This is a genomic window from Streptomyces sp. NPDC091682, assembly GCF_044756625.1.
Lineage (GTDB): Bacteria > Actinomycetota > Actinomycetes > Streptomycetales > Streptomycetaceae > Streptomyces.
This window is the reverse complement of sequence record NZ_JBIVTH010000003.1, coordinates 348,098-373,323: the sequence shown is the minus strand read 5'-3', so window position 1 is coordinate 373,323 and position 25,226 is coordinate 348,098. Positions and strand designations below refer to the sequence as shown.

Here is a 25,226-nt window from a genome sequence, read left to right as displayed (position 1 = left end):
CCAGACCCGATGGGCGGTGGATCGGCATGACGGATTCCGTGAGCACCTCCGCACTGCGCCTCCTGGGGACGCCGGCGGACGAACTGCGGATCGCCGCGGTGGGCACCAGCGCGGTCATCCGGGTCGCGCGCGGTTCCTCCGCGCCGGGCACGGGCGCGGCGCGCGCGGCCCATTCGAAGATCGACGTACATCATCACTTCTGCGCGCCGCAGTGGCGCGACTGGGCCGCGCACCACGGACTGGTCAAGCCGGAACGGCTGCCCCCGTGGACCCGGCTCGGCACCGACGCGGCGATCCGCTTCATGGACGACGTGGGCATCACGACCGCCGTCCTCAAGCCGATGCTGCCGGCGCGCTACCGGTCGTCGGCGCAGCTGCGCGAGGCCATCAACATCACGCTGCAGTCGATGATGGAGGTGGCGCAGTCGCATCCGGGACGGTTCTCGTACTACGTGCCGCTGTTCCTGGACGACCCGGAGGCCTCGTCCTGGGCCGTGCGCCGGGGGCTCGGGCAGCTCGGGGCCGTCGGGGTGAACGTGACGGCCAACTACGGGGGCGTCTACCTCGGTGATCCCGCCTACGACCGGCTGTTCCACGAGTTGAACGAGTTCTCCGCCGTGGTGGACACCCACCCGCACAACCTCCCTGACGGCCCGTCCGGTCCGCCCGGCGCCTCCGGTCCGCCCGGGGGGTCGACGGTTCCGGGCATCCCGAACTTCATGTGCGACTTCCTGCTGGACACCACGCGGGCCGCCGTGAACATGATCAGTCGGAGGACGCTCGACCGCTTCCCGAACATCTCCGTGGTCCTGCCGCACGCCGGAGGCTTCCTGCCGTACATCGCGACGCGCTTGCAGGCCCTCGGCCGGTTCTGCGAACCGCGCGTCGAACCCGCCGCCGTCCGCGACCACCTGAGCCGCTTCTACTACGACACCGCAGGCCCCATGGCACCCGCCGCGACCCTGCTGGAACACGTCCCGGCCGACCACGTCCTCTTCGGCACCGACTGGCCCGCCGCCCCCGCCGACACGGTGACGGACCTGGCGCTCCCCGCCCTCGAGGCCGACCCGGCCTTCACCCCGGAGCAGCTGCGGGGGATTTACCACGACAACGCGATGCGCCTGATCCCGCAGTTGGCGACCGCCTGACGGGTGGGCGTCGCGATGTGGGGCGGTGCGGGGTGCCCGGGTGGGGCAGGAACACGAAAGGGGCGCGGGCCGCACGCGCGGCCCGCGCCCCCCCTCGCCGTAGCGGCGCCGATCAGGCGAGCTTGGCGCTCAGCGTGATCGTGGTACCGGTCAGCGCCTGGCTGACCGGGCAGTTCTTCTTGGCGTCCTCGGCGGCGGCGACGAAGCCGTCGTTGTCCAGCCCCGGGACCTCGCCCTCCACCGTGAGGTGGATGCCGGTGATGCCCTCACCGGGCTGGAAGGTGACGTCCGCCTTGGTCTCCAGCCGGGTGGGCGGGGTGCCCGCGCCCGCGAGGCCGTGGGACAGAGCCATCGAGAAGCAGCTGGAGTGGGCGGCGGCGATCAGCTCTTCCGGGCTGGTCTTGCCGTTCGGGGCCTCCGAGCGCGCGGGCCAGGAGACGTCGTACGAACCGATGCCGGAGGAGTCGAGGGTGACGACACCCTTGCCCTTGAGCAGGTCGCCTTCCCAGACGGTGTGCGCTTGACGCGTGGTGGCCATGGTGATCCCTTCGAAGATGTGGGAAACGGCCGGGCTCCCGAAGGGACCCGGCGTCCCCAAACCTACTGGGAGACCAGGGGCTTCGCGTCGCGCGCCAGCGCGGTGAGCCGCGATATGGCGCGGAAGTACTTCTTCCGATAGCCGCCGTTCAGCATTTCCTCACTGAACAGTCGGTCGAAGGGGACCCCGGAGGCCAGCACCGGGACCTCACGGTCGTACAGCCGGTCGGCCAGTACCACCAGGCGCAGCGCCGTCGACTGGTCGGGCACCGGGCCGACGTCGGTCAGGCAGACCGCCGTGAGGCCGTCGGTCAGCGCGCCGTAGCGGCTCGGGTGCACCCTGGCCAGGTGTTCGAGCAGGCCGGGGAAGTCGTCCAGGCTCGCGCCCTCGGTCGCGTACGCGGCCTTGGTGACCTGCTCGTCCGAGAACGGCGCCGGAGCCTCCGGCAGACCGCGGTGGCGGTAGTCCTGGCCGTCGATCCGCAGCGGCCGGAAGTGCGCCGACAGCCCCTGGATCTCGCGCAAGAAGTCGGCGGCGGCGAAGCGGCCCTCGCCGAGCTTGCCGGGGAGCGTGTTGGAGGTGGCGGCCAGCGCCACGCCCTGCTCGACCAGGCGGCTGAGCAGCGAGGACACCAGTACGGTGTCGCCCGGGTCGTCCAGCTCGAACTCGTCGATGCACAGCAGCCGGTGTCCGCCGAGGGTCTGCACGGTCTGCTGGAAGCCGAGCGCGCCGACCAGGTTGGTCAGCTCCACGAAGGTGCCGAAGGCCTTGAGCGCGGGTTCGGCCGGGGTGGCGTGCCACAGGGAAGCCAGCAGGTGGGTCTTGCCGACACCGTACCCGCCGTCGAGGTAGACCCCGCGCGGGGCGGTGGGGGCGGCCGGCTTCTTGGAGAACCAGCGCTTCTTGCCGGCGCCGCTGGCGTGGGCACCGCCGAGCCCTGCGGCGAAGCCGCTCAACACGGTGACGGCCTCGGACTGGCTGGGCTGGGTCGGGTCCGGGTTGTACGTGTCGAAGCGCACCGAGTCGAACCGGGGCGGCGGCACCATCTCGGCCACCAGTCGTTCGGCGGGCACCCGCGGCTCGCGCGCGCAGAGGGCCTGGGGCCCCGCGTCGGCTATGGGGGGCCGGCCGGAGGTGTAACCGGAGGTGGAGAGAGATGTCGACACAGCTCTCAACTCTACGGGGCGTGGCACACTGCACCGATGCGACGCCTGTTCCCTGTGACCGATCAGACATCAGCCCCGCCCCGGGACCGGGCCGACCGGGAGTGGTCGCTCGACGAACTGGCGGATGCCTACGCCTACCCCGCACTGGCGGCGGACGGCCACTGGCTCCGGGCCAACATGGTCTCCACCCTGGACGGCGGTGCCCAGCACGAGGGCCGCTCGCAGCCGATCTCCAGCGAGAGCGACATGCGGATCTTCGGCACCCTGCGGGCGCTGGCCGACGTGGTGGTCGTCGGCGCGGAAACGGTTCGCCAGGAGGGCTACCGCCCGGCCCGCGCCCGGGAGGCCTTCGCCGCCCGTCGTGCCGCCTCCGGACAGGGCCCCGCCCCCGCCATCGCCGTGGTCACCGCCAGCATGGACCTGGACTTCTCGCTGCCCCTGTTCACCTCCCCGCTGGTGCCGACCCTGGTGGTCACCGGGGCCGCCGCGCCCGCCGCCCGGGTGGCCGAGGCGGCGCGGGCCGGGGCCGAGGTCGTGGTGGCCGGTGACGGTGCGGGCGTGGACGCCGCCCGGGTGGTGCGGGAACTCGCCGGGCGGGGGCTGCGCCGCCAGCTCACCGAGGGCGGGCCCCGGCTCCTGGGCCAGTTCGTGGCTGCCGACGCCCTGGACGAGCTGTGCCTGACGATCTCCCCGATGCTCGTGGCGGGAGGCGCCCAGCGGATCGCCGGCGGCCCGTCCGTCACGGTTCCGCACCGGCTCGCGCCCGCCTGCGTACTGGAAGAGGCCGGGTTCCTCTTCACCAGCTACCGTCGGATCTGACAAGGCGCGGAATTTGTCGTTCCGCTTCGCTTCCGCTGGGCACATAACTGGGCAGGAATGTCTGCGCAGGGCCCCGTGCGACAGCGGGGCAGGATGGTTTCCGCAGGGGTCGGCCGGCCGGCCTCGGCCCATGAAGGAGAGGGCGTCCGTGTTCACGAGCGTATTGATGATCGAGCAGCCGCTGACCGCGGTGGACGTGGACTTCGTCACCAACCTGCACGGGGACGACGCGGTTTCCTTCATCGTCCTCATGCAACCCCGGGGCGACCAGGACCGACTGCTGCGCGCCATCGACGACGTAGCGCTCGGTGAGCTCCCGGAGGCCATCCGTGAGGGCGACGAACCCGAGGGCGAGGACGCCCTCGGCCCTGCCGCGCACGCCCTCGCGCACTCCCTGAACGCGCTGCGCGCCAAGGGAGCCAACGCGGTGGGGCAGATCGTCGAGGACCACCCGCTCGACAAGCTGAAGACCATCGTGGACGAGCACGACGCCGACGAGGTGATCGTCTTGACCGCCCCGCACTTCGTCGAGGAGTTCTTCCACCGGGACTGGGCCTCGCGCGCCCGCCACAAGGTCGGCGTTCCCGTGCTCAAGCTCTTCTCCCACAACGAATAGGCTTGGGGCCAGTCAGAGTCCCACGCGCACCCGCACGACACACGATCCTGGAGCGACCTGAATGAAGCCCGGCCTGCCGACCGCCATGGAACGGCCCCACTTCATCGGCATCGGCGGCGCCGGCATGTCCGGCATCGCGAAGATCCTGGCCCAGCGCGGAGCGCAGGTGGCCGGCAGCGACAGCCGGGGCGACTCCGAGACCGCCGAGGCGCTGCGCGCCCACGGCGCCACCGTCCACGGCGGACACGCGGCCGAGAACCTTGCCGCCGGTTCCACCTGCGTGGTCGTCTCCAGCGCCATCCGCGCCGACAACCCCGAGCTGGCCCGGGCCGCCGAGCTCGGCATCCCCGTCGTGCACCGCTCCGACGCGCTGGCCGCCCTGATGGACGGGCTGCGGCCGATCGCCGTCGCCGGCACGCACGGCAAGACCACCACCACCTCGATGCTGGCGGTGTCCCTCTCGGCCCTGGGCCTGGACCCCTCCTACGCCATCGGCGGCGACCTGGACGCCCCCGGCTCCAACGCCCACCACGGCGAGGGCGACATCTTCGTCGCCGAGGCGGACGAGAGCGACCGCACCTTCCACAAGTACACCCCGCAGGTCGCGATCATCCTCAACGCGGAGCTCGACCACCACGCGAACTACGCCTCCATCGACGAGATCTACGAATCCTTCGAGACCTTCGTCGGCAAGGTCGTGCCCGGCGGCACCCTCGTCGTCGCCCACGGCCAGGAGGGCGCGGCCGAGATCGCCCGCCGGGTCGCCGGCAAGGAGGGCCTCACCGTCGTCACGTACGGCGAGGAGGAGGGTGCCGACGTCCGGATCACCAAGATCACCCCGCGTGGCCTGACCAGCGAGGTCACCGTGGTCCTGGACGGCCGGATGCTCACCTTCACCGTCTCGGTCCCCGGCCGCCACTACGCGCACAACGCCGTCGCGGCCCTCGCCGCGGGCGTGGCGCTCGGCATCCCGGCGCACAACCTGGCGAGCGCGCTCGGCAAGTACACCGGCGTCAAGCGCCGCCTCCAGCTCAAGGGCGAGGCCGCGGGCGTCCAGGTGATCGACTCCTACGCCCACCACCCCACCGAGATGACCGCCGACCTCGAGGCCATCCGCGGAGCCGCCGGCGACTCCCGGATCCTGGTCGTCTTCCAGCCGCACCTCTTCTCCCGCACCCAGGAGCTCGGCAAGGAGATGGGCCAGTCCCTGGCCCTCGCCGACGCTTCCCTGGTCCTGGACATCTACCCGGCCCGCGAGGACCCGATCCCCGGCGTCACCAGCGAGCTGATCATCGCGGCCGCCCGGGCGGCGGGCGCCGACGTCACCGCCGAGCACGACAAGGCGGCCGTCGCCGACGCCATCGCGGGAATGGCGAAGCCCGGTGATCTCGTTCTCACCATGGGCGCGGGCGACGTCACGGACCTCGGTCCGGCCATCCTCGCCCGGCTGTCGAGCTGAAGGTACGAGGGAGCGGGAGAACCATGTCCTACGAGGTCGAGAAGACGGACGAGCAGTGGCAGGCGGAGCTGACCCCGTCCGAGTACCAGGTACTGCGGCTGGCGGGCACCGAGCCGGCCTTCCGCGGTGAATACACGGACACCAAGACGGAGGGCGTCTACTCCTGCCGCGGCTGCGGGTCCGAGCTGTTCCGCTCGTCGGAGAAGTTCGACTCGCACTGCGGCTGGCCGTCCTTCTTCGACCCGAAGGACACCGACGCGGTCGAACTGATCGCGGACACCTCGCACGGGATGGTCCGCACGGAGGTCCGTTGTGCCAAGTGCGGCTCGCACCTGGGCCACGTCTTCGAGGGGGAGGGCTACCCCACCCCGACGGACCAGCGGTACTGCATCAACTCGATCTCGCTGCGGCTGACCCCGACGGAGGGCTGACAGGCCCGCACCCGAGCCCCGGACCCCGACGGGTCCGGGGCTCGGGCGCACCCGCCGGCAACCGCCTGTGCCGCGCGGACTCCGACGGGGCCGCGGTCACGGGGCGGTCGGCCGTACGCCGGTGTCGGTGCGGTGCGGCAGCCAGAAGCAGGCCGCGGCCAGGAGCGCCGCCGTCGCGGCGCCGGTCAGCACGGGGACGTTCCCCAGCCAGGCGGCCAGCGCGCCCGCGGACAGGGCCCCGACCGGGACGGTGGTCAGCAGCGCAGCCTGGGCGAAGCCGGCTACGCGGCCCTGGAGGTGGGGCGGGGCGATCAGCTGCTGGGTCGTTGTCATGGAGATCGCCCACACGGTCGCCGCGATGCCGAAGACCAGTTGGTAGGTGAGCAGTAGGGGGAAGGCGAGCCCCAGCGACGCCGCCGGGACGAGGAAGATCGCCAGGGCTGCCACCACCGCGCAGATCCGCGTCGCCCGGTACAGCTCGACGGACGTCGCGAACCGGCCGGCGAGCAGGACTCCGGCCACGGTGGCCACGCTGAAAGCGGCGTACACCATCCCCAACTGCCATGCGGGCAAGCTGAGTTCGCGGTTCGCGTACACGACGAAGAGTGCGTCCGCAGCCCCGCTGCCGAGGTTGAACCCGGCGCCCGCGAGCACCTGTCGGCGCAGTACCGGTTCCGCCCGGACCACCGCCAGCCCTTCACGGAGCGCGGCGAGCCGGGGGCCCCGGCGTCCGGCGGGCTCGGCCGGCTTGTTCAGCGAGGCGGGCAGGGCGAACAGCAGCACGGCCTCGACCGCATAGGCGGCGCTGCCGGCCAACAGGGCGGAGGACGCCCCGACGAGACCGACGAGGACGCCGCCCAGGGCGGGGCCGCCGATCATGCCCGTCGTACGGGCGCCGGTCAGGGCGGAGTTGCCGGTCAGGAGCTGCTCGGGCCCGACCACTCGGGGCAGCGCCGCCTGCAGCGCCACCGAGAGGGTCCAGGTCAGCGCACCCGAGAGGGCGGCCACCAGGTACAGGTGCGGCAGACCGAGGCTCCCGAGCGCCCCGGCGAGCGGCACCGAAGCGACGACCACCACCTGCAGCGAGGTGAGCGTGACGGCCAGGGTGCGCAGCCGGGCCCGGTCGGCGAGCACACCGGCGAGGGGGCTGAGCACGGCGCCGGGAAGATAGGTCAGGGCCAGCAGCGCGGACGCCCCGAACGGGCCCGCGTCCAGTTGGGTCACGGCCAGCATCGCCAGGGCCAGCGCGGTGATCTGCCGTCCGACGGAGCTGGCCGCCTGTTCGCCGCAGAGCAGCAGGAACGGGCGGTGCCGCCGCAGCGCACCCCACGGCGTGCCGCCGCGGACGGCGGCCGCGGCGGGGGGACGGGTCGGCGACGAGGTCACGGGTCAGACGCTCGTGCAGGGGACGGGCCAGCGGTTGAGGCGCGGTGGCAGTGCCACGGCCCACCCCTGCGTGACCAGGACGAGACGTTCGTCCGCGAGCAAGGACACGGCCTCGCGGTGCGGGGCGTCGAGCGCGTCGAGGGCCGTGGGTTCCTGCACGGTGAGGAAGGCGCCGAGCAGTGAAGGCTGGTCGATGGTGAACCGGGCCGAGGCCGAAGGGTCCCTGCGGTCCATGACCGTCACGAAATCCGGCCCGCGGCGGTGGTACAGCAGGCCGTACGCGTACCGGGACCGCCACACGGCCGCCCCGTCGGACCCGCCCGGAGGGGCGGTCCGGGGAGCCGGTGGCGGGAGGTGGTGCAGCAGCCCGGTGTCGAACGGCAGGACGTCGTCGTCCGGGACCCAGCGCACCGTGAGCGCCTGACTCTGGCAGTCGCGCAGGAAGCGCACGGCGTCCGCCGCGCCGCGTCCGCCCGCGCCCAGCGGCAGCGGCTGGTCCACCACCACCTGCCCGCCGGTCACAGGGCCGCCACCTCGGGGTCGGCCCCGGCCCCGGCCCCGTCCGTGACGGCGACCGTGCGGACCGGAGCGTTCCGCAGGGGCAGCGACACGTACGACCGTCCGTCGAAGAACAGCAGCCCCCGGGACACGCCCTCTCCGAGCCATTCCGTGAGCCGCTCGGAAGCGACCGGACGTCCCTCTTCGGCGAGGAGCCGGTGCAGGGCGGGCCCGGAGCGGCCGTGTTCCAGGTGCCGGAAGGCGGCGGCCTCCCAGCCGCTGAGCCGATGCGTCCGGGCCGGCCATCCGCGCCGCCGGTCGTGCACCAGTAGCTCACCGTCCGCGCCGGGTTCCATCAGCAGCGTCGAACCGGCGTGCCCGGCCCGCCACTCCGCGACGGCCGTTGCGAGCCGTTCCTCCGCCGGGCCGCCGATTCCGCGGGGCGGGGTGTCGAAGAGGTACACCAGGTCGGCCAGTTCCTCCTCGGGGAGGTCGTACACGTGGCCGTACATCTCGGCGGGGGTCCGCTCGGCGAACCCGAGGGCGGGATCGGCGAAGTGCGGGCTGAACCGCTCCAGCTGGATGCGGAACGCGCCGCCCGGTGGCTGCAGGTGGACGAGTGCGGGGATCTGGTCGACGACCGGGTCGTAGTCGTCCGCCGTCTCGCCCGGGAACCCGTACAGGTAGTTCCACGTGCACGTGAGCGACCGGTCGGCGCATTCCCGGAGCGTGCGGACGTTGCGGGACCCGGTGACGCCCTTGTCCATGAGGCCGAGCACGCGGTTGTTGAGGCTCTCGATCCCCGGCTGGATGTGCACCGCTCCTGATCGGGCCAGGAGCGCCAGTTGGTCCGCGGTGAGGTTGGACTTGACCTCGTAGTGCATCAGGAGGTCCCAGCCGCTGTCGGCGGCGAGCGGCAGGAAGTCCGTGAAGTACGCCATGTCGATGATGTTGTCGACCGTGACGACGTCGAGGATCCGGTGCCGCCGGACGAGCCGGTCGACTTCCGCCCACAACTGCTCACCGGGCTTGGCGCGGAACGCCATCGCCGAGCCGTTGAGACCGCAGAACGTGCAGTGGTGCTTCTCGCCCCACCAGCAGCCGCGTGCGCCTTCCACGACCAGTTTCGGACGGACGTACTCGGCCACCGGGGAGGCGTCGAGCTCCGCCTGCCAGATGTCGTAGTCGGGCGAGGCGATGTCACGCGGCGCCACCGTACGGCGGGTCTCCTCGTTCGCCCGCGAGGTCCCGCCGTCCCACCAGCACAGGCCCGGTACGTCGACGGGCGGGGTCCCGGAGTCCAGATGGGCCAGCAGGGCGGGGAACGCGTACTCCCCCTCCCCGCGCACCACGTGGTCGACGAAGGGATGGTTGCGGTGCAGGGCGTGGCCCATCGGCCCGTCGCAGTTGCTGCCACCGAAGACCACGGTGAGGCCGGGCCGGCGGCGCTTGAGCTCGGCGGCGAGCGCGAGCGAGGACACGTTCTGCATGAACGTACTGGTGAACCCGACGACGTCCGGGTCCTCGTCGAGGATCTCCGAGGCGCTGCGGGAGACGAAGTCCGCCGCGTGGACCCGCATGGCGTGCGCCTTGTCCACCGGGATGCCCCGCCGCTCCGCGTACGCGCCGAGCCGTGCGACGCCCCAGTCGGGGTCCCCGTAGAGCACGCCCGAGAAGACCCAGTCGCCGAGTCCGTCGAAGATCGAGTCGCTGCCCACCTCGGCGTGGTCGGCCGGGCGCAGCAGTCCGTCCGTCCGCTCCAGCAGGAACTCCGCCCAGCGCAGCGAACCGTGGAACTCCCGGACCTCGTCGAAGGGCCGGGTGCGGGTCAGGAGCGAGTGCAGCAGGCCGATCTGGAGCGAGGGCAGGTCGATCGACTGCCAGGGCATGGTCACCAGATGAACGCGCATGCGGTCCTCCCCGCCCGGCCGCGGCCCGTCCGCCGGGCCGGCCGATCGCCCGTCCCGCGGGGGACCCCGGCGCCCGGTGTCCGCACTGCCGCGCCGGGCGCCGGCTCCCGCCCGGTCAGGACGACGGTCGCTTGTCGATGGTGAGCCGGTCGCGCTTCCTGGTCTCGTCGCGGACGGCCACCTTCTTGATCTCCGGCTTGGTCCGGGTGTCGTCTTCTGGTGCCCTGTCGTTTTCCACGGTGCCTCCCGTTCCTCAAGTCCGCCGACCCTAAAAGCCGTTACTCGCGGTACGCAAGGGGTGATTTCGGCCGACGGGGCAGTGCGCCCTCCTTCGGGGCCTCGAGTTCGCCGAGGCGCCGGGCCGGATTCGAACCTGCGTCCAGCCGGAGGTTGCGGGCAGTCCTGCAGTCCCATCTCCCTTTGTCCCCACGGTCGTTAGCATGTGAGATCAGGGCTCGGCCCGGTGATCGCAGGGGGATGAGGACAGGTGTGGCTCAACAGGTCTTCGGACGGCAGGCCCCGCAGCCTACGCAAGGCGCTGAAGGCGGTGGAGCAAACCTTCCGGCCCGCACTGCTGACCGGAAGGGATCTGGACCTGGCCGCCGAGGCCTTCGGCCGGGCGCTCGTGGAGGCGCTCGACCATGACCCGGCGCTGGCGGCCGACCTGCTGGAGCGGCCGGGCCGTCGACTGCCCGCCGAGGGGTACGCGGCGGCCCTGGGGCCGACCCGACGGGCAGCGCTGCACGAAGCCGTCGGGCACGGGGACCGTACCGTCCTCACCGTGATCGCCGAGGCGGCGGGCCGCGCCGGAGACCTCGCGCTGGAACGTGAGGCCGGGGGCCGGCTGACGGCGCTGGCGGGTGAGCAGGACAGCGCCGACGGCCTCGTCTCCCTGCTCCGGCGCCGCCAGGACGCAGGTCTCCTCGACGTCGGCATGACGACGCAAGCCTTACGGGCGTACACCGCGAGGACCTCGCTCGCCCAGGACGCCGCGCTGTGGAGCACCTTCTTCGACCACCTCGCCGACCCCCTGGTGCCGGACCTGTACCCGGTGAAGCTCTTCCTCGGCCGCGGCGGCGATGCCGTGCGGCTCGCGGACAATCCCGTACGCAAGCGCGAGGCGCTCGACTGTTGTGCGACCTCGCAGCGCCTCGACGACGTCATGGCCGCACTCGAACTGGCCCGGACCGAAGGCTTGTCCGAGCGGGTTCGGGACTTCCACGAGCGGGCCGGTGAACTCCTCCTCGCCGCGGGCCGGCCCGCCGAGGCACTCGCGCACTGCGAACAGGCCGGCCGACACGATCTGGTGAGCCGCTGCCACGAGCAACTCGGCGACTACCTGGCCGCTCTCGCGACCTGCCCCGCGGAGGAGCCCGACCGGCTGGCCTCCCTGGCCGCCGCCTGCCGCCCGTACATCGACGACCAGGTGCAACGGGGCGACCGGATCGCCGCCCTCGGGCTCGTCTCGGACATCCTCGGCCAACTGGAACGTGCCCCGGGTCCGACGGACCTGATCGTCGACCGGAAGGCCGAACTGGAGGGGGTGCGCGCGGCCGTCGTCGCGGTCGAGCGGCGTCGTCTGGACGATCTGCTGCGGCAGGCGCCCGCGCCGGACCGCCGGGCCGTGCACCTGGAGTGGAGCCGGTTCGAGGAGGCGGCCGGGCAGACCGCGGTAGCGGCGGGGCACGCCGAGGACGGCGGTGATCTCTACCGTGCGCACACCCTCTTCCGGAAGGCCGAGCGGTTCGGCGACGCCGACCGCGTCCTCAAGAGCGAGGACTCGGCCGAGGGCCGGGCGGCTCGCGCCGCGGCCCGCGAGGCCGGCGGCGACCTGCTCGGCGCGGCCCGCCTGCACGAGCAGGACGGGCGGTACGAGGAGGCCGTCGCCCTCTACGGCCGGGCGGACGACGCCTCGGCGGCCGCCCGCTGTCTGATCCACTGGAAGGGCGGGGAGGCGATCGAGGACCCGCGGCTCGCCCCGTTCCTGCGCCGGACGGGCGACATCGCCGAGCTCGTCGAGCGATGCCTGGACGCCCTGGAGCACAGGGGGCGCGACTCGGCGGCCGCCGGGATCCTGAAGTCACTGGTCGAGCAGGACGACGCGGCCGTCCCCGAGCTGCAGCGGGAACGGGTGGGCCGGGCCCTGCAGGCGATCGGCGCCGTCGGCCGCAAGGTGTTCGAGGAGCGGGTGGCCGAGTGGGCGCAGCGGGCCCGCGCCGAGACGGACGCCCGCTTCGCCACGGTCTGGGGTCTCGACCTCGGCACCCACTCGTGCGTGGCCGCCCTCTACGACGCGCACAGCGGGCAGCCGGTGATCTGTCCGGACGGAGTGAACCCCCAGTTCGCCTCCACCTTGACGGTGACCAAGGGGGGCGAGGAACTCGTCGGACTGACCGGCGACCAGATCCTCGCCTCCTGGGTGGTCGGCCACATCAGCGCGTCCAAGCGGCGGATGGGCGACGGCATGTCCTACACCATCCTCGACCGCTCCTACCGGCCGGAAGAGGTCGCCGCACGCCTGATCGCGCACGCCCGTACGCTGGTGGAGAAACACCTCGCCGGGCAGGTACGGGAACGGCTCGGCGAGCTGGCCCGCGAAGCGCTCGGCCAGGTCCGCGACGAATGGCTGGAGTGGGCGGCCGAGCACCACGACCTCACGCTGAAGCGGGACGAGGTGATCCTCACCATCCCCGCGTACTTCCTCAACAACGCCAAGCACGCCACCCGCAGCGCGTGCGAGATCGCCGGGGTGAAGGCCAGGCGCCTGATCCACGAACCGACGGCGGCCTGCCTGGCGGCCGCCGCCCAGCGGCGGTTGAGCGGCGAGGTCACCGTCGTGGACCTCGGCGCGGGCACCCTCGACGTGAGCGCCATGGAGGTCTGGGGCAACCGCTACCAGGTCCGGAACATCCTCGGCGACAACGAGTACGGCGGGTACGACTTCGACCGCATCGTGGCCGACGAGCTCGCGCGGCGGCTCCGCGCCCGCGGACTCGAGGTCCCGGCGACCGGCCGGGCCCGCCGACGGCTCGAACTGGCCGCCGAGCACCTCAAGATCGCCCTCTCCTCCCAGCGCGAGGCCGAATACATCCTCAACGCCTACCTCGGGCAGCCGGAAGTGCGCCTGGAGCTGACCCGCGACGAGCTCGCCGTCCTGCTCGCCGACTCGCTGCGCACCCTGCGCGACGTCTGCGAGCGGATGATGGACGAGCGCGGCCTCCCGCCCGACCACCTCGTCCTGGTCGGCGGCCCGATGCTCTCGCCGCTGATCAGCGGGACCGTGGAGGAGGTCTTCGAGGCCGAACGCACGGTCCTGTTGGACGCCCGGACGGCCGTGGCCCGCGGTGCCGCGCTGGAAGGGGCGGTGCTCTCCGGCCTCCTCGAGGACGTCCAACTGGAGGACGTGACCCCCTTCGACCTCGGGATCGCGGTCGCCGAGGCCGACGGCACCACGGGCTTCTCCGTCCTGATCGAGCGGAACACACCCATTCCGACCCAGGCGGCGAAGACCTACACCACGACCCGGGACCTTCAAACGGAGGTGGAGGTCAAGGTCTACATCGGCCGGATCGAGCCACGTGCGCTGGTGGGGGTCCTGCGGCTGACGGGCATCCCGCCGGTCGCGCAAGGAGTACCGCAGATCGAAGTGACCTTCGGCTTCGACAGGAGCTGCGTCCTGACCGTCACGGCGCGCGATACGGTGACCGGGAACAGCAGCTCGGCCGAGTTCACCGAGACGACCCTGCTCGCACCGAGCGAGATCGAGACGATGTCGCGGCGGCACTCCGTCCAGCGCGAACTGGAGGAACTCGGGCGCGCCCTGCGCCGGCTGGTGGAGGAGGCGATCGAGCTCGGCGACTGCGAGCCGCTCTGCCACGAGTTCCGCGAGCGCCTGCGCGCCCACCGGCCCTCCCGCCAGGCCCTGGACCCGGCCGTGCAGGGCATGCTCGCCGAGATGTACGGCCCGCAGTCGGCCGAGCTGGAGGGCGAACTCCTCTCCCTGCGCGCCCCGTTGCGGGACCTGCTGACCACCGCGCAGGACCACCTCGCCCAGCCGGTCCTGGCGGAACGGGCGGCCGCGGGACAGCACCTCGCCCACCAGCTCGGGGTGCACCTCGACGCCATGCGGCAGGGCATGGCCCGGCTGAGGCGCTGGAACGGCGTGCTCGCGGCACTCGCCGCGGTGGACAGCGACCCGCTGACGCGCTTCCGCGCACTGCACGACGCCGGTGACCACGGTCGGGCGCTCCAGGCGCTGGAGGAACTGACCGAGCCGCTCACCGCCCCCGACGATCTCCGGCGACGGCTGCACTGCCTCGCCGGCGCCGGGGACGTAGCGGGCTACCGGCGGACGCTGCTGGCCGACGCGGCTCGGCTGCGCGCGGTCGTGCTCGATCCGGAGGAGCTCGGGGCGTTCGTGGCGTCGGCCAGGTCCGCCCTGGTACGGGTGGCGGACGGCAGCGGCCAGGAGGGCAGCGGGTTCCTGATCTCGGACCGCCACGTCCTGACCAGCCGGCGGTGGTCGGCGCAGGACCCCCAGGGGATGACGGTGCGACTGGTCGAAGGGGAGCGGGCCGTGCGCCGGGTCTTCCTAGCCGACTCCTCCGCCATCGATACGGCCGTGCTGCTCCTGGCCGAGCCGGTGCAGGCGGCGCCGCTGCGCCTGGGCTTCCCCCGGCTCGTCCACATCGGCGACCTCGTCTGGGCCCCCGCCCCGGACGAGGCACTGCTGCCCGGCATCGTCGAGAAGTTCGAGGTCTTCCCGGAGCATCGGCTCCAGTTGTTCAAGACCGATCTGGGACTGCCCCCCGAAGCGTCCGGCGGCCCCCTGCTCAACGAGCTCGGCGAGGTGATCGGCACGCTGGTCGTGCGCGCGGAGACGGAGCCCGCCTTCGCCGTCACCACCGACTCGCTGGCCGCCCTGCTCGCGAGCGCCGGATTCGGTCTGACGGGCGCGGCCGGCGGAGACGGGAGGTGAGTGCGGTGACCGGCGCCGCGGACGGCCGGCTGCTCGACGGGCGCTACCGGCTGCGCGCGGCGCTGGGGGCGGGCGGGATGGGCGAGGTGTGGCGCGCCCACGACGAGCTGCTCGACCGGGAGGTCGCGCTCAAGCTGATCCACCCTGCCGCGGCGCAGGACATGCACTTCCGGGCCCGGTTCGAGCGCGAGGCCAGTTTCACCGCACGGCTGGCCGGAGACCCGCACATCGTCACGGTCTACGACTTCCGGAAGGACCCCTGCTACCACGTGGTGATGGAGCTGGTCGAGGGCAGCTCGCTGGACACCTTGGTCCGCGACGGGGCGCCGCAACCCCTGATCGACGTACTCGCATGGGCCCGCCAGATCTGTGCCGCGCTGCACACCGCGCACGCGAAGGAGATCGTCCACCGGGACCTCAAGCCGTCGAACGTCATCCTGACCCGGACCGGAACCGTCAAGGTCGTGGACTTCGGCATCGCCGCGCTGCTGCCCGGAGCCGCCCCGGGCAGCCGGGGCCTGACCAAACTGACGGAGATCGGGCACTTCCTCGGCAGCCCGCCCTACGCCTCCCCGGAACAGATCCGGGGCGTGGCGGTCGACGCCCGCGCCGACCTCTACTCGCTCGGCTGCCTCCTGTACGAACTGGTCACGGGCGCAACGCCGTTCGGAACCGGGGCGGTCCATACCGTCCTCGCCCGACACCTCCACGAACCTCCGCCCTCACCGACGGAGCTCCGTCCCGACCTGCCCGCCGGCCTGGAACGGCTCATCCTCGACCTGTTGGCCAAGGACCGCGAGGCCCGGCCGCCGGACGCCGCGGCCGTCAGCGGCCGGCTCCGGCAGCTGGAGGCGCCCCGTGGCTACACGCCCACGCGGGCCGACCCGCTCGCCGACCCGCTCGCCGCAGCGGCGGCCCCGCGATCGCCGGACGGCGGGACGTCCCCGGCCACCGCGCTGCACCTCGCGCGGGTCTTCGACTTCCGGGGGCCCGACGGCGAGCCGGCCATCGCACCCGACCGCGAGCACGTGACCTCCGCCGAGGAGTGCGCCGCGCTGCTCAGGTTCCTCCGGGAGGCTCCCGTGGCCCTGCACGGCCTCGTACCGGAACCGGACCGCCTTGATCCGGCCCGGAGCAGGGTGGTGCCCGCCGGTTTCCGCACCGACGGCCTCTGGGTCTGGTCCGACCAGATCGCCTACTACCTCGAACGCTACCGGTGCGCCCCGGACCCGGCCCTGCGCCACCACCTCGCGCAGCGCGCCCCGCAGCGGCCGGACGTTCCGGTACGGCTCCTGAGCGCTGCCGGGAAGCTCGTACGGGGCGAGCCCCGGGGATCGCTGACCGGCCGACCGGCCGCCGATGCCCGGTAGTCCGCCGCCTCGACCCGAAGGACCCGGGCTCAGGTCCCCGGGCGGCTGCCGAGGGCGGCGGCCAGGGCCCGGGCCTGGTCCGGCGTGATGCCGAGGGCGAGCGGTACCCGGCGGGGGCTGTACGGGGACGAGCAGACGGCGATCGGATGGTCGCCGGTCACGGTCCACCGGGGTCCGCCGGCCGGGTCCGGCTCGCCGAGCAGCATCGCGGCCAGAGCGCCGGTGGCCTCCGGCCGGATCCCGCAACGGGACAGCGCGCGGGCCACGGTGTCGTATGCCTCGCCGGGCAGGTCGGCGTCGCCGAGCACGGGCAGCAGCAGGAGGAGGCGCTCGGACGGATCGGTCAGCCCCGCACCGCCTTCCCTGGTGCTCGTGGCGAGCGCGAGGAGCTCGGTCCAGGACAGGCCCGGGCCGGCCCCGTCGGCACCGCACTGGCCGAGATGGCCGAGGCGCCCCCACTCTGGATGGTGGACGAAGAAGTCGACGTCGTTCTGGTCCTCCTCGTTGGCGTAGACGGCGTAGACCGTGTGCCCGCCGTCGCAGCAGACCCTCAGGACGGGCCAGGGCTGCTCGGGGTCGCCGAGCCGCTCCACCATGGCGTCGTAGGCCGCCGCGTCCACCCCGTACGGTTCGACCGGTTCACCGGGATCGCCCATCGTCAGCAGGACGTGAGCCAGCCAGAACGCGGGGTCCTTCGCGAGGTCCTCACTCGCGACCAACTCGCTGCCTTGCAGGTACTCGGGGACGTGCACGCCGATGCTCATGCGAGGAGGGTAGGCCGACGCGGGGTCAGACGATGACCCGGACGGCGTCCGGTTTGGGGAAGGGCATCCGCACCCAGCCCGCCGGCCAGCCCCCGTCGTAGGAGTCCCCTGGTTCGATCCCGAGCAGTCGGGGGAAGCGCCACAGCCACCACTGCTCCTCGCCGCCGCGGCCGGGCCACTCGATGGTCGCCGCGCGGAACCGCCCGTCGAGTTCGTCGAGCACCGGCTGCCGGGCCGGTCGGAACTGCGTGGGCAGGAGGGGCCAGACGCGGGCCAGTCTGGTCCGGCACCAGATCTCGTAGTCGAAATCGTCGAGGCACCACGCGTAGCCCTCCTCCACGCCCGCCACCTGGTGGGCCCAGTGATCGAGCAACGCGGAGAACGTGCAGGGCTGGCCGCCGTCCCAGCGGTCGGCGTCGGCCGCGACCATGGCCGCGTGCACGGCCGCGTCCTCGTGCTCCTGCGTGGCCATGCGCATCCCGTCCGTGCGTCCGAAACCGGTGAAGCAGGTGAAGCAGGTGAGGGCGGCGAGGGCAGGATTCGAACCTACGTCCACCCGGAGTGCGAGCCGGGCGCTCCTCCACAGAGCTTCCTCGCCGCCGGCCCCGATCATCCGTACGCCACGGCTCCCGGGTCAACGGGATTTCGCGGCCCCGGGAGTCACAGCCATTCCTCGGCCGCCGCGCGCTTGCCGCGGCCCGAGAACACCCCCGCCGACCGCATCGCGCTCGCCATCAGCGGGTCGGCGACGGCCACGCCGTGCACCAGCTCCGGCGTGCGCTGGAAGCGAACGGCCTCCGCCGTCGGGCGGGGCGCGGTCCAGCCGCCCGAGACCGGATCCACACCGTGCCGGGCGCAGGCCGCCTCCACCAGCGAACGCGTGCACTCCTTCTCGCCCCGCAGGACCTCCCAGGGCCGCGGCAGATTCGCCCACACGTACGTGTCGGGGTGCAGCCCGCCGCCGCTCCTGCGGTGCCAGGCGGCCACGTCGGCCGCCATCAGCCGCGGGACCTTGCCCGGGCAGACCCGGTCCAGGACCTCCTCCTGGCCCAGTTCGGTCATCAGGGCGAACCAGTGCGCGCGGGCGGTGCCCCAGGCCTGCGCCGCCTGGTTCCACGTCGAGGAGTCGTCGCCCCGCCGCACCACCATGCTCGCCGCCTCGAAGCCGGAGCGGTTCCACGCGTCCTCCAACAGCTCGGCCACCTCGCGCAGGAAGCGGTTCCACCGCACCAGCAGCCGGATCAGCTCCTGGTCGGACAGGTGCCCGAGCACCTCGCGGGTCGGGTGGACGTGCGCCACGGCGAACCAGTCGGTCCGTTCGGGCGCCGCGCGCAGGCGCCCCAGGAGCGCGTCGGCGACCTCGTCGTACGGGCGGCGCTGCGCGGTGTTGGTGAAGACGCTGCGCATGTGGGCGCGGGCGGTGAGGTACGCAATGAACGCGGCGGTGTCGGGGTCCGCGCCGAACACCTCGTACGGCAGCGCGTGCGCGAGCGCGCCCTTGCCGGTCATCGTGATCTCGCGGCGGCGTTGTTCGTGCAGGAGCCGGGCCAGCTTCGCCTCCATCCGCCGCAGCAACCGGAACCGTTTGTTGTACTGACGCTTGGACAGCTCGCCGATGCCGACTTCGTCCCGCTCCATCCGGTTCAGCCGGTCCAGGCCGAAGTCGTTCTCCCCGTACCGGCGGTGGATCTCCTCGCCGGCCCGGCGGATGACCGCCTCGATTTCGGCCGGATCGTCCCCGGCCCCTTCGGGGAGTTCGGGAACGGACGCGAACAGCGTCGTGGCGCGGGCGAGCTGGCGCTGCGCGCCGACGGGCGCGGCGAACTCCTCCAGCATGGAGGTGTATCCGTGCCAGATCCTGCGCAGGGAGTGCTGGGAGGCCTTCTCCAGGGCCTCGGAGGTGGCGGGATCGGGAGCGACCTGACGGGCGGCGAACAGATCCTGGATCAGCTGGGCGATGTCCTCGGGGCGTCTGCGGAGCCCCAGCGAGGCGTGCAACTCGCGGACCAACTGCTCGGCACGGTGCGACGGCATGGGCCTCACCCTGCCACCGGACACCCCGTGACCTCCACCGGTTAACCGGCGGCCGCGACCCGCGGCAGCGGCCTTGGTGTCGAGTACGTCGCAGTTCGATTCCGATCCGATCTCTGGCCTGCGATGATTTCCCGGAACTAGCACGCTTCGGCCCCTGCAGACACCTATCCGAATCTCCGCCGTGTCTGGTTATGATCGGCCTCCCGCCGTCCCCCGCTCGCGAGGACCGATGTCTCCCATGGAACCCGAAGGCATACGTCGGCAGTCGACGACCCGTCGGCGGCGTACCGTGCGCCTGCGCACCCTGCTGATCTGGCTGGCGGTGGTCCCCACCGTCGCGATGGGCACCCAAGTGACGGTGACCGCGGAACGGTTGCTGGCCCAGGCGGACAAGCTGCGGTCCGACGTGGCGGCCGCCGAACAGGTCGGCGCGCCGCTCTACACGCTCATGGTCGACATGCAGGCCGAGCGGACGGCCACCGCCGCCCGGTGGGCGGGTGCCGACAGGTCCGAGGGCGAACTGCGCGCCCGCCGCGATGCCACGGACCTGGCCGCGGCCGAGTTCCGCCGACTCGCGGTCGATCCCTCGCGGTCCTTCGTTGACGTGACCAGGCTGTTGGAGAAGCTGGCCGATCACCGGCAGCGCGCGGACACCCGCAGCGGTTCCGCCGACAGCACCCTGGCCTACTACTCCGATGTGATCGGCAAGGTCATCCAGGTCTACCAGCAGGAGTTCAGCCACGCAGAGGACGCCGAACTCGCCCAGGCGAGCCGTCCCGTGGTGTCGATGCTCCAGGCCACCGAGATGGTGGCGCGCGAGGACACCGTCCTGGCGCTGGCCGGGCCGTCCGGGGACCTGAGCTACGTCGGCTACGACCAGTTCGTCAGTGCCCTGGGCGCCCAGCGGTACCTGCACGAGGCGCTGATCGTGCCGCACCTGACGGCCCGGGACCAGCGGTCCTACGAGCGGGTCGTCGGCTCCCCGGACTGGCAGACCAAGACGCGCATCGAGAGCGCGGTCCTCTCCGGGCACAAGGACATCGCCACGGGCATCAGGCTGCCCGCCGAGACCAGCGGCTGGTCCCCCGCGCACGCGACCTTCTCGGTGCAGATGACCACGCTCAACATCGACCTGGCGCGCTCGGTGCTGGCCCGCGGCGAGGCCAAGGCCGACGACCTACAGGCCGAGGTCGCCTGGCTGATCCTGGGCAGCGCCGGCGGACTGCTGGCCGTCGTGATCGTGGTCGTCTTCACCACCCGGTCGGTGCTCCGCCGCATGAACGACCTGCACGAACGCACGGTGACCGTGGCCGAGGAGACCCTTCCCGAGGTCGTCGCCCGGCTCCGGCGCGGGCAGTCCGTGGACCCCGGGGCCCTGCCGACCGTGACCGGCGACCGGGACGAGGTCGGACGCATCAGCGACGCCTTCGCCCGGGCCGTGGCGGTGTCCGTCGACGGACACCGCGAGCTCGCCGCCGAGCGCCACGGATTCGGCCTGTTCGCCTCGGGCATCGCCTCGCGCACCGGGAACCTGGTCAGCCGCCAGCTGAGCCTCACCGAGGACCTCCAGGACACCTTCGGCCACGACGAGGCACTGCTCGCCGAGCTGATGCGGGCCGACCAACTGACGGTCGGCATGCGGCGGCAGATCGAGAACCTGCTCATCCTGGCCGGCGGCGAGGTCCCCGACCCGCACACCGAGCCCATGCGCGTCGCCGACCTGCTGCGCGAAGCGGCCGCGGAGGTCGAGGACTTCCGGCGCATCGAGCGGCAGGCCCTGGACGAGACCAGCGTTGAACCGAGCGCGATCAGCCAGATCAGCCACTTGCTCGCGGAACTACTGGACAACGCCACCCGGTTCTCCCCGCCGAAGTCCAAGGTGGTCATCCGCGCCGAACTGGTGACGGACGGGCTGTCGGTCGAGATCGAGGACCGGGGTCCGCGGGTGAGCCCCGAGCGCTACGAGGAGATGAACGGGCGCCTGCACGAGGCCCCGCCGTACTCCGTGCTGGCGCAGAACGCGCACCGGCTCGGGCTCTTCGTGGTCGGGCACCTCGCCGACCAGCTCCGCGCGACCGTGACCCTGCGCCGCTCGGTGTACGGGGGCACCACGGCGGTGGTGATCCTGCCCAGGCAGCTGCTGGTGGCGACCGATGAGCAGGCTCCCCGCGAGATCGAGCCGCAGGCCCGGGTCCTGGAGCTGCTCCCGGCTCCGGCTCCGGCTCCGGCTCCGGCTCCGGCTCCGGCTCCGGCTCCGACCTTGGCCCTGGCCGCCGCCGTGCCGAGCCTGCCCGCGGCGCCCGAGCCCGCCCCGGCGCCCGAGCCCGCCCCCGAGCCCGAGCCCGAGCCGCTCGTACACACGAGCGCCGGGCTGCCGAGCCGTCGTGCGAAGGCACCCGCGGCCGTGCCCGCAGCGCCCGCGGCCGTGCCCGCACTCGTACCCGCACCCGCGGCCCGCCCCGCCCTCCCGGAGCGCGTCCCGCAGACCCACATCGCCGAACAGCTGCGCGAGCCCCGCGCGCAGGAAAGCGTCGTCCGGCCCGACAACGCGACACCCGAAGAGGTGGCCGATGCCTGGGCGGACTACGAACAGGGGACCCAGACAGTGGAAGAAGAGCTCCGACGGGATCAGCCATGACCACCTCACCGAACACCACGGCAGCCAACGACGCGATCTACAGCGTCCTCGACAACAACCTGAGCAGGATCGCCGGCGTCCAGGGAGCCGTGCTGCTCTCCAACGACGGCATCAAGCTCAGCGCCTACCTGCTCGACGAGCCCCAGGCCGAGCGCATGGCGGCCGCGGCCTCCGGCATCGCGTCCACCATGAAGGCGATATCCCGGGAGATCGACGGCGGTCGCGTCATCCGCCAACTGGTCGAGATGGACGACCGGTACCTCTGCATCGTCGGATGCGGCGAGGGCAGCACGCTCATCGTGGTGACCTCCCGCAAGGCGCGGCTCGGGGAGCTGGGCGGCGAGGCCGTACGGACCGCCCAGGCGCTCGGCGAGTGGCTGGGCACCCCCGAGCGCGGCCAGCCGTCCGCGTAATGCCGCAGGACGAGCCACGATCGCAGCCCCCGGTCCGCCGCCGGACGCGGCTGTACGCCCTGACCGACGGGCGTACGGCCGCCGCGCACACCGTCCTCACCATGGACACCACCATCACGGCGGCGGCCGACGGCGAAGTGGACGGGACCCTGCCCACCGAGTGGCAGGAGATCCTCGCCCTGTGCGCGCCGCCGGGCGGGCGGGCGGTCGCCGAGATAGCGGCACGGATGCACATCCGCCTCACCCCGATGACGCTGCTCCTCGGTGAACTCGCCGACCGCGGGCTGATCCACCACCGGCCGCCCCTGGCGGTCGCCGAGACCACCGACGTCCACCTGCTCATGAGAATCAGGGACAGCCTTGCCCGGATATGACACGACCGCCCCGCAGGAACCGGCCCCGGTCAAGATCCTCGTCGCCGGTGGGTTCGGGGTCGGGAAGACGACCCTGGTGGAGACGATCTCCGAGATCGAGCCGCTGCGCACGGAGGAACGGCTGACGTCCGCCGGCATCGGCGTCGACGATCTCGACGGCATCGAGTCCAAGACGGTGACCACCGTGGCGATGGACTTCGGCCGGCTCACCCTCACCGACGCCGGTGTGGTCCTCTACCTGTTCGGCACGCCCGGCCAGGAACGCTTCTGGTTCATGTGGGACGACCTGCTGAACGGGGCGCTCGGAGCGATCGTGCTGGTCGACACCCGGCGCCTGGACCGCAGCTTTCCGGCCGTGGACTTCTTCGAGAGCCGCGGACTGCCCTTCGTGGTCGGCGCCAACTGCTTCCACGGCGAACAGCCCTACACCGCCGAGGAGATCGGAGCGGCGCTGCACCTGCGGGATCCGAGCACGCCCGTCCTCATGCTCGACGCACGCTCCCGTACGGACGTCCGCGGCTCCCTGCTCGCCCTGCTCGACCTGCTCATCACCAAGGCGCAGGCCCCGGCGGGCGTCAGCGGCTGAGCCCCGACCGGGCTCCGGTCACCGAGGCCAGGTGGTCCGCCAGGTTCCGGTGCGGGGCCCAGCCCTGGGCCCGGGCCCGGGCGAGGTCCAGGACCACCGGGTGCGCCAGCTGGTCCACCGCGTACCGGCTGAGGGCCGGTTCGGACCCGGACACCGCCGCCACGGCCTCCGCGACCCGGGCCGCCGCGGCGGCCAGCGGCAGCGGGAGGTGCCGGATCCGGGCCCGGACGCCGTGGGCGCGCAGGACCGCGGCGACCGCCGCGTCGCGGCCGTACGGCTCCCCGTCGGCGATGTTGTACGCGCCCGGCACCCAGCCCGCCGCCGTCAGGCAGGCCCGCGTCAGGTTCTCCACCGCGGTGAGGCTGAGCGGCACGTCCGGGCCGGGCAGCAGCAGGGTGCCCGCCCGGACCCGGGAGAGCAGCCGGGGCAGCAGCGTGGTGTCGCCCGGCCCGTAGACGGCCCGGGGGCGCAGCACCACCGCCCCGGCGGCCAGCGCCAGGGCCTCGCCCGCCGCCTTCGTCCGGCCGTAGGCGTTCAACTGCCCGGCGCGCGGGTGCTCCTCGTCGACCAGGCCGCGGCCCGGCCGCGGATCGTAGACGCTCGCACTGCTCACCCACACCACGGGCCGCCCGCCCGCCGCTCCGAGCAGCCGCTCGGTGCCGTCCACGTTGACCGCGCGCATCAGCGCCGCGGCCCGCGAGCCGGGGGCCGGATCGCCGACGGCCGCCGCGCAGTGCACCACCAGGTCCACGCCCGCCAGGTCCGGCGGCTCCGCGGCGGCGTCCCAGAAGCGGTGCGTGCCCACCGGGCCCGGTCTGCGGCCCAGGCACACCACCTCGGCCCCGGCCGCCGCGGCGGCCCGCGCGACGTGCCCGCCGCAGAAGCCGCTCGCACCCGTGACCGCGATCACGCCCCGGCCCCGTAGGCCCCGGCCCCGTAGGAACCGGCCGCGCGGCCCCCGGCCCGTACGGTGAGCACGCGCCAGCCGGGCAGTGCCGCCCCCCGGTCCACCCGGGCCCGCGTCACCACCGGCCGGTACGGGGCCAGCGCACCGAGGACGTCGGCCAGTTGGGCCCGGGCCAGCCGGGCCCCGGGACACGCGTGCGGTCCGGCACCGAACACCAGCCGGTCCACGGCCGGACCGGCGGGCCGCAGCGCGTCCGGGTTGCGGCGGTGCGCCCCGGCCGCGTGCCGGGCCACCAGCACCAACCGGTCGCCGCCGCGCACCGGGCAGCCGCCGACGGCGCCGTCCGCCGCGGCCACCCGGGGCAGCAGCGGCGAGGCCGCCGTGACCCGCAGCAGCTCGTCGGCGAGCACCGGCCGCAGGGCCCCGTCCGCCGCCTGCTCCCACAGTCCCGCGTCGGCGCACCAGGCCACCGCCCGGGGCAGCGCGGCGACGGTGGTGTTGACGGCGGCGACCGCCAGCATCGCCGGCAGGGCCTCGCCGCCGGGCCCCAGCAGCAGGCGGAGCCGATCGGCGGCGCGGGCCGCGGCGGCCTCGGCGCGCGGGCGGCGCGGCCCCGGCAGATGGCTGCGTACGGCGGCTGCCGCTGCTTCGGCCGCGGCCCCGGCGACCTCCCGCGGGTCGGCGCCGGACCCCAGCAGGGCGCACACCACCGACCCGGAGAGCTCCCGCGCGAGGTCGACGAGGTCCACCTCGCCGCCCCGGTCCAGCGGCGCGAGACGGCGTACGAGCAACGGCTGCCAGAGCGAGCGGAGGTCCTCGACCACGGCACTGCCCAGCGAGCCCGCGAGGCCCCGCCGGTCCATCCGGTGCCCGTCGCCCTCCTGGTCGAAGAGCACGCCCCCGGACCCGGACCCGGACCCGATCCCGCCGTCGCGCAGGGCCGTCCGCGCGGCGGCGCCCGTCGTACCGGCCGCCGTTCGGTCGAGCGGCAGCCGGGTCAGCGCCTGGCGGTAGGCCTCCGGGCCGTGCACCAGCAGGGTCCGGCCGAGCCGGCGCACCGGACGCCCGCGGGTGGCGGCGAGCAGCCCGAACAACAAGGGATGGCTGTGCAGATAGACCCGGCGGTCCCGGCGGCGGGCACGGGCGTGGGCGTGGGCGGTGGTGCTCATCGGGGGGCGAACCTCCGTGGAA

At 73.2% G+C, this 25,226-nt stretch carries 22 protein-coding genes and 1 tRNA gene; 11 read left to right on the top strand and 12 right to left on the bottom strand.

Translation table 11 applies throughout. The features are described 5' to 3' along the window. The first annotated feature begins 26 nt into the window (after nt 1-26). On the top strand, nt 27-1,148 hold the full coding sequence (locus ACIQK6_RS09755) for an amidohydrolase family protein (RefSeq protein WP_329098220.1): 1,122 nt from the start codon (nt 27-29) through the stop codon (nt 1,146-1,148). A 112-nt stretch (nt 1,149-1,260) separates the two neighbouring features. Here ACIQK6_RS09755 and ACIQK6_RS09750 read toward each other — a convergent pair whose 3' ends face one another. Together ACIQK6_RS09750 and zapE are read right to left on the bottom strand one after the other, a co-directional pair. Next, nucleotides 1,261-1,686 carry an OsmC family protein gene (locus ACIQK6_RS09750; protein ID WP_329098218.1) on the bottom strand — a complete coding sequence of 142 codons (426 nt, stop codon included), beginning with the start codon at nt 1,684-1,686 and terminating at the stop codon, nt 1,261-1,263. Between the two features lie 62 nt (nt 1,687-1,748). Beyond that, the gene (zapE, locus tag ACIQK6_RS09745) at nt 1,749-2,804 is read right to left on the bottom strand and encodes a cell division protein ZapE (RefSeq protein WP_402694675.1); all 1,056 of its coding nucleotides are present in this window, start codon (nt 2,802-2,804) and stop codon (nt 1,749-1,751) included. Between the two features lie 84 nt (nt 2,805-2,888). On the opposite strand from zapE, the gene ACIQK6_RS09740 reads away from it, so the two are divergent. The 4 genes from ACIQK6_RS09740 (at nt 2,889) to msrB (ending at nt 6,177) form a co-directional block, all read left to right on the top strand. Further along, complete coding sequence (locus ACIQK6_RS09740; RefSeq protein WP_329098213.1) at nt 2,889-3,671, top strand: pyrimidine reductase family protein; 783 nt, start codon at nt 2,889-2,891, stop codon at nt 3,669-3,671. A gap of 148 nt (nt 3,672-3,819) precedes the next feature. Then, complete coding sequence (locus tag ACIQK6_RS09735; RefSeq protein ID WP_402694627.1) at nt 3,820-4,287, top strand: indole-3-glycerol phosphate synthase; 468 nt, start codon at nt 3,820-3,822, stop codon at nt 4,285-4,287. Nucleotides 4,288-4,348: 61 nt separating this feature from the next. Then, the gene (gene murC, locus ACIQK6_RS09730) at nt 4,349-5,746 is read left to right on the top strand and encodes a UDP-N-acetylmuramate--L-alanine ligase (protein WP_329098209.1); all 1,398 of its coding nucleotides are present in this window, start codon (nt 4,349-4,351) and stop codon (nt 5,744-5,746) included. Nucleotides 5,747-5,769: 23 nt separating this feature from the next. Continuing rightward, the gene (gene msrB, locus ACIQK6_RS09725) at nt 5,770-6,177 is read left to right on the top strand and encodes a peptide-methionine (R)-S-oxide reductase MsrB (RefSeq protein WP_329098207.1); all 408 of its coding nucleotides are present in this window, start codon (nt 5,770-5,772) and stop codon (nt 6,175-6,177) included. Between the two features lie 96 nt (nt 6,178-6,273). On the opposite strand, the gene ACIQK6_RS09720 is transcribed toward msrB, so the two are convergent. From ACIQK6_RS09720 to ACIQK6_RS09705, 4 genes are all read right to left on the bottom strand, one after another. After that, nucleotides 6,274-7,563 carry an MFS transporter gene (locus ACIQK6_RS09720; RefSeq protein ID WP_329098205.1) on the bottom strand — a complete coding sequence of 430 codons (1,290 nt, stop codon included), beginning with the start codon at nt 7,561-7,563 and terminating at the stop codon, nt 6,274-6,276. Between the two features lie 3 nt (nt 7,564-7,566). Then, nucleotides 7,567-8,085, bottom strand: a complete 519-nt coding sequence (locus ACIQK6_RS09715) for a DUF5825 family protein (protein ID WP_402694626.1) — start codon at nt 8,083-8,085, stop codon at nt 7,567-7,569. Then, on the bottom strand, nt 8,082-9,971 hold the full coding sequence (locus tag ACIQK6_RS09710) for a RiPP maturation radical SAM C-methyltransferase (protein WP_329098201.1): 1,890 nt from the start codon (nt 9,969-9,971) through the stop codon (nt 8,082-8,084). The genes ACIQK6_RS09715 and ACIQK6_RS09710 overlap by 4 nt, the downstream gene beginning before the upstream one ends. Nucleotides 9,972-10,086: 115 nt before the next feature. Next, entirely contained in the window at nt 10,087-10,209 is a 123-nt protein-coding gene (locus ACIQK6_RS09705; RefSeq protein WP_329098199.1) for a hypothetical protein, read from the bottom strand. A gap of 309 nt (nt 10,210-10,518) precedes the next feature. On the opposite strand from ACIQK6_RS09705, the gene ACIQK6_RS09700 reads away from it, so the two are divergent. Both ACIQK6_RS09700 and ACIQK6_RS09695 read left to right on the top strand, forming a co-directional pair. Next, nucleotides 10,519-14,949: an Hsp70 family protein gene (locus ACIQK6_RS09700; protein WP_402694625.1), complete on the top strand. Its 4,431-nt coding sequence runs from the start codon at nt 10,519-10,521 to the stop codon at nt 14,947-14,949. Then, nucleotides 14,946-16,319, top strand: a complete 1,374-nt coding sequence (locus ACIQK6_RS09695) for a serine/threonine-protein kinase (RefSeq protein ID WP_329098192.1) — start codon at nt 14,946-14,948, stop codon at nt 16,317-16,319. Before ACIQK6_RS09700 ends, ACIQK6_RS09695 begins: the two co-directional genes overlap by 4 nt. A gap of 29 nt (nt 16,320-16,348) precedes the next feature. On the opposite strand, the gene ACIQK6_RS09690 is transcribed toward ACIQK6_RS09695, so the two are convergent. The 4 genes from ACIQK6_RS09690 to ACIQK6_RS09675 form a co-directional block, all read right to left on the bottom strand. Beyond that, nucleotides 16,349-17,083 carry a hypothetical protein gene (locus tag ACIQK6_RS09690; protein ID WP_402694624.1) on the bottom strand — a complete coding sequence of 245 codons (735 nt, stop codon included), beginning with the start codon at nt 17,081-17,083 and terminating at the stop codon, nt 16,349-16,351. Nucleotides 17,084-17,108: 25 nt separating this feature from the next. Beyond that, entirely contained in the window at nt 17,109-17,639 is a 531-nt protein-coding gene (locus ACIQK6_RS09685; protein ID WP_329098187.1) for a hypothetical protein, read from the bottom strand. Next, nucleotides 17,609-17,681: transfer RNA gene (locus ACIQK6_RS09680), tRNA-Ala, on the bottom strand. Before ACIQK6_RS09680 ends, ACIQK6_RS09685 begins: the two co-directional genes overlap by 31 nt. A 62-nt stretch (nt 17,682-17,743) precedes the next feature. Continuing rightward, a complete protein-coding gene (locus tag ACIQK6_RS09675; protein WP_402694623.1) occupies nt 17,744-19,117 on the bottom strand; it encodes a hypothetical protein in 1,374 nt (457 codons plus the stop codon). A 238-nt stretch (nt 19,118-19,355) separates the two neighbouring features. On the opposite strand from ACIQK6_RS09675, the gene ACIQK6_RS09670 reads away from it, so the two are divergent. Genes ACIQK6_RS09670 through ACIQK6_RS09655 form a run of 4 tightly spaced genes read left to right on the top strand, consistent with a single transcriptional unit; the run spans nt 19,356 to nt 23,128 of the window. Further along, a complete protein-coding gene (locus ACIQK6_RS09670; RefSeq protein ID WP_402694622.1) occupies nt 19,356-21,755 on the top strand; it encodes a nitrate- and nitrite sensing domain-containing protein in 2,400 nt (799 codons plus the stop codon). Continuing rightward, nucleotides 21,752-22,168 (top strand): roadblock/LC7 domain-containing protein, encoded by a 417-nt coding sequence (locus ACIQK6_RS09665; RefSeq protein WP_202199133.1) that lies wholly within the window; start codon nt 21,752-21,754, stop codon nt 22,166-22,168. The genes ACIQK6_RS09670 and ACIQK6_RS09665 overlap by 4 nt, the downstream gene beginning before the upstream one ends. Further along, complete coding sequence (locus ACIQK6_RS09660) at nt 22,168-22,542, top strand: DUF742 domain-containing protein (RefSeq protein ID WP_329098179.1); 375 nt, start codon at nt 22,168-22,170, stop codon at nt 22,540-22,542. Before ACIQK6_RS09665 ends, ACIQK6_RS09660 begins: the two co-directional genes overlap by 1 nt. Further along, nucleotides 22,529-23,128: an ATP/GTP-binding protein gene (locus tag ACIQK6_RS09655; protein ID WP_329098177.1), complete on the top strand. Its 600-nt coding sequence runs from the start codon at nt 22,529-22,531 to the stop codon at nt 23,126-23,128. Before ACIQK6_RS09660 ends, ACIQK6_RS09655 begins: the two co-directional genes overlap by 14 nt. Here ACIQK6_RS09655 and ACIQK6_RS09650 read toward each other — a convergent pair. Both ACIQK6_RS09650 and ACIQK6_RS09645 read right to left on the bottom strand, forming a co-directional pair. After that, nucleotides 23,118-24,038: an NAD(P)-dependent oxidoreductase gene (locus ACIQK6_RS09650; RefSeq protein WP_329098175.1), complete on the bottom strand. Its 921-nt coding sequence runs from the start codon at nt 24,036-24,038 to the stop codon at nt 23,118-23,120. The genes ACIQK6_RS09655 and ACIQK6_RS09650 overlap by 11 nt on opposite strands. Next, nucleotides 24,035-25,204, bottom strand: a complete 1,170-nt coding sequence (locus ACIQK6_RS09645; protein ID WP_329098173.1) for a cytochrome P450 — start codon at nt 25,202-25,204, stop codon at nt 24,035-24,037. Before ACIQK6_RS09645 ends, ACIQK6_RS09650 begins: the two co-directional genes overlap by 4 nt. Nucleotides 25,205-25,226: the final 22 nt, after the last annotated feature.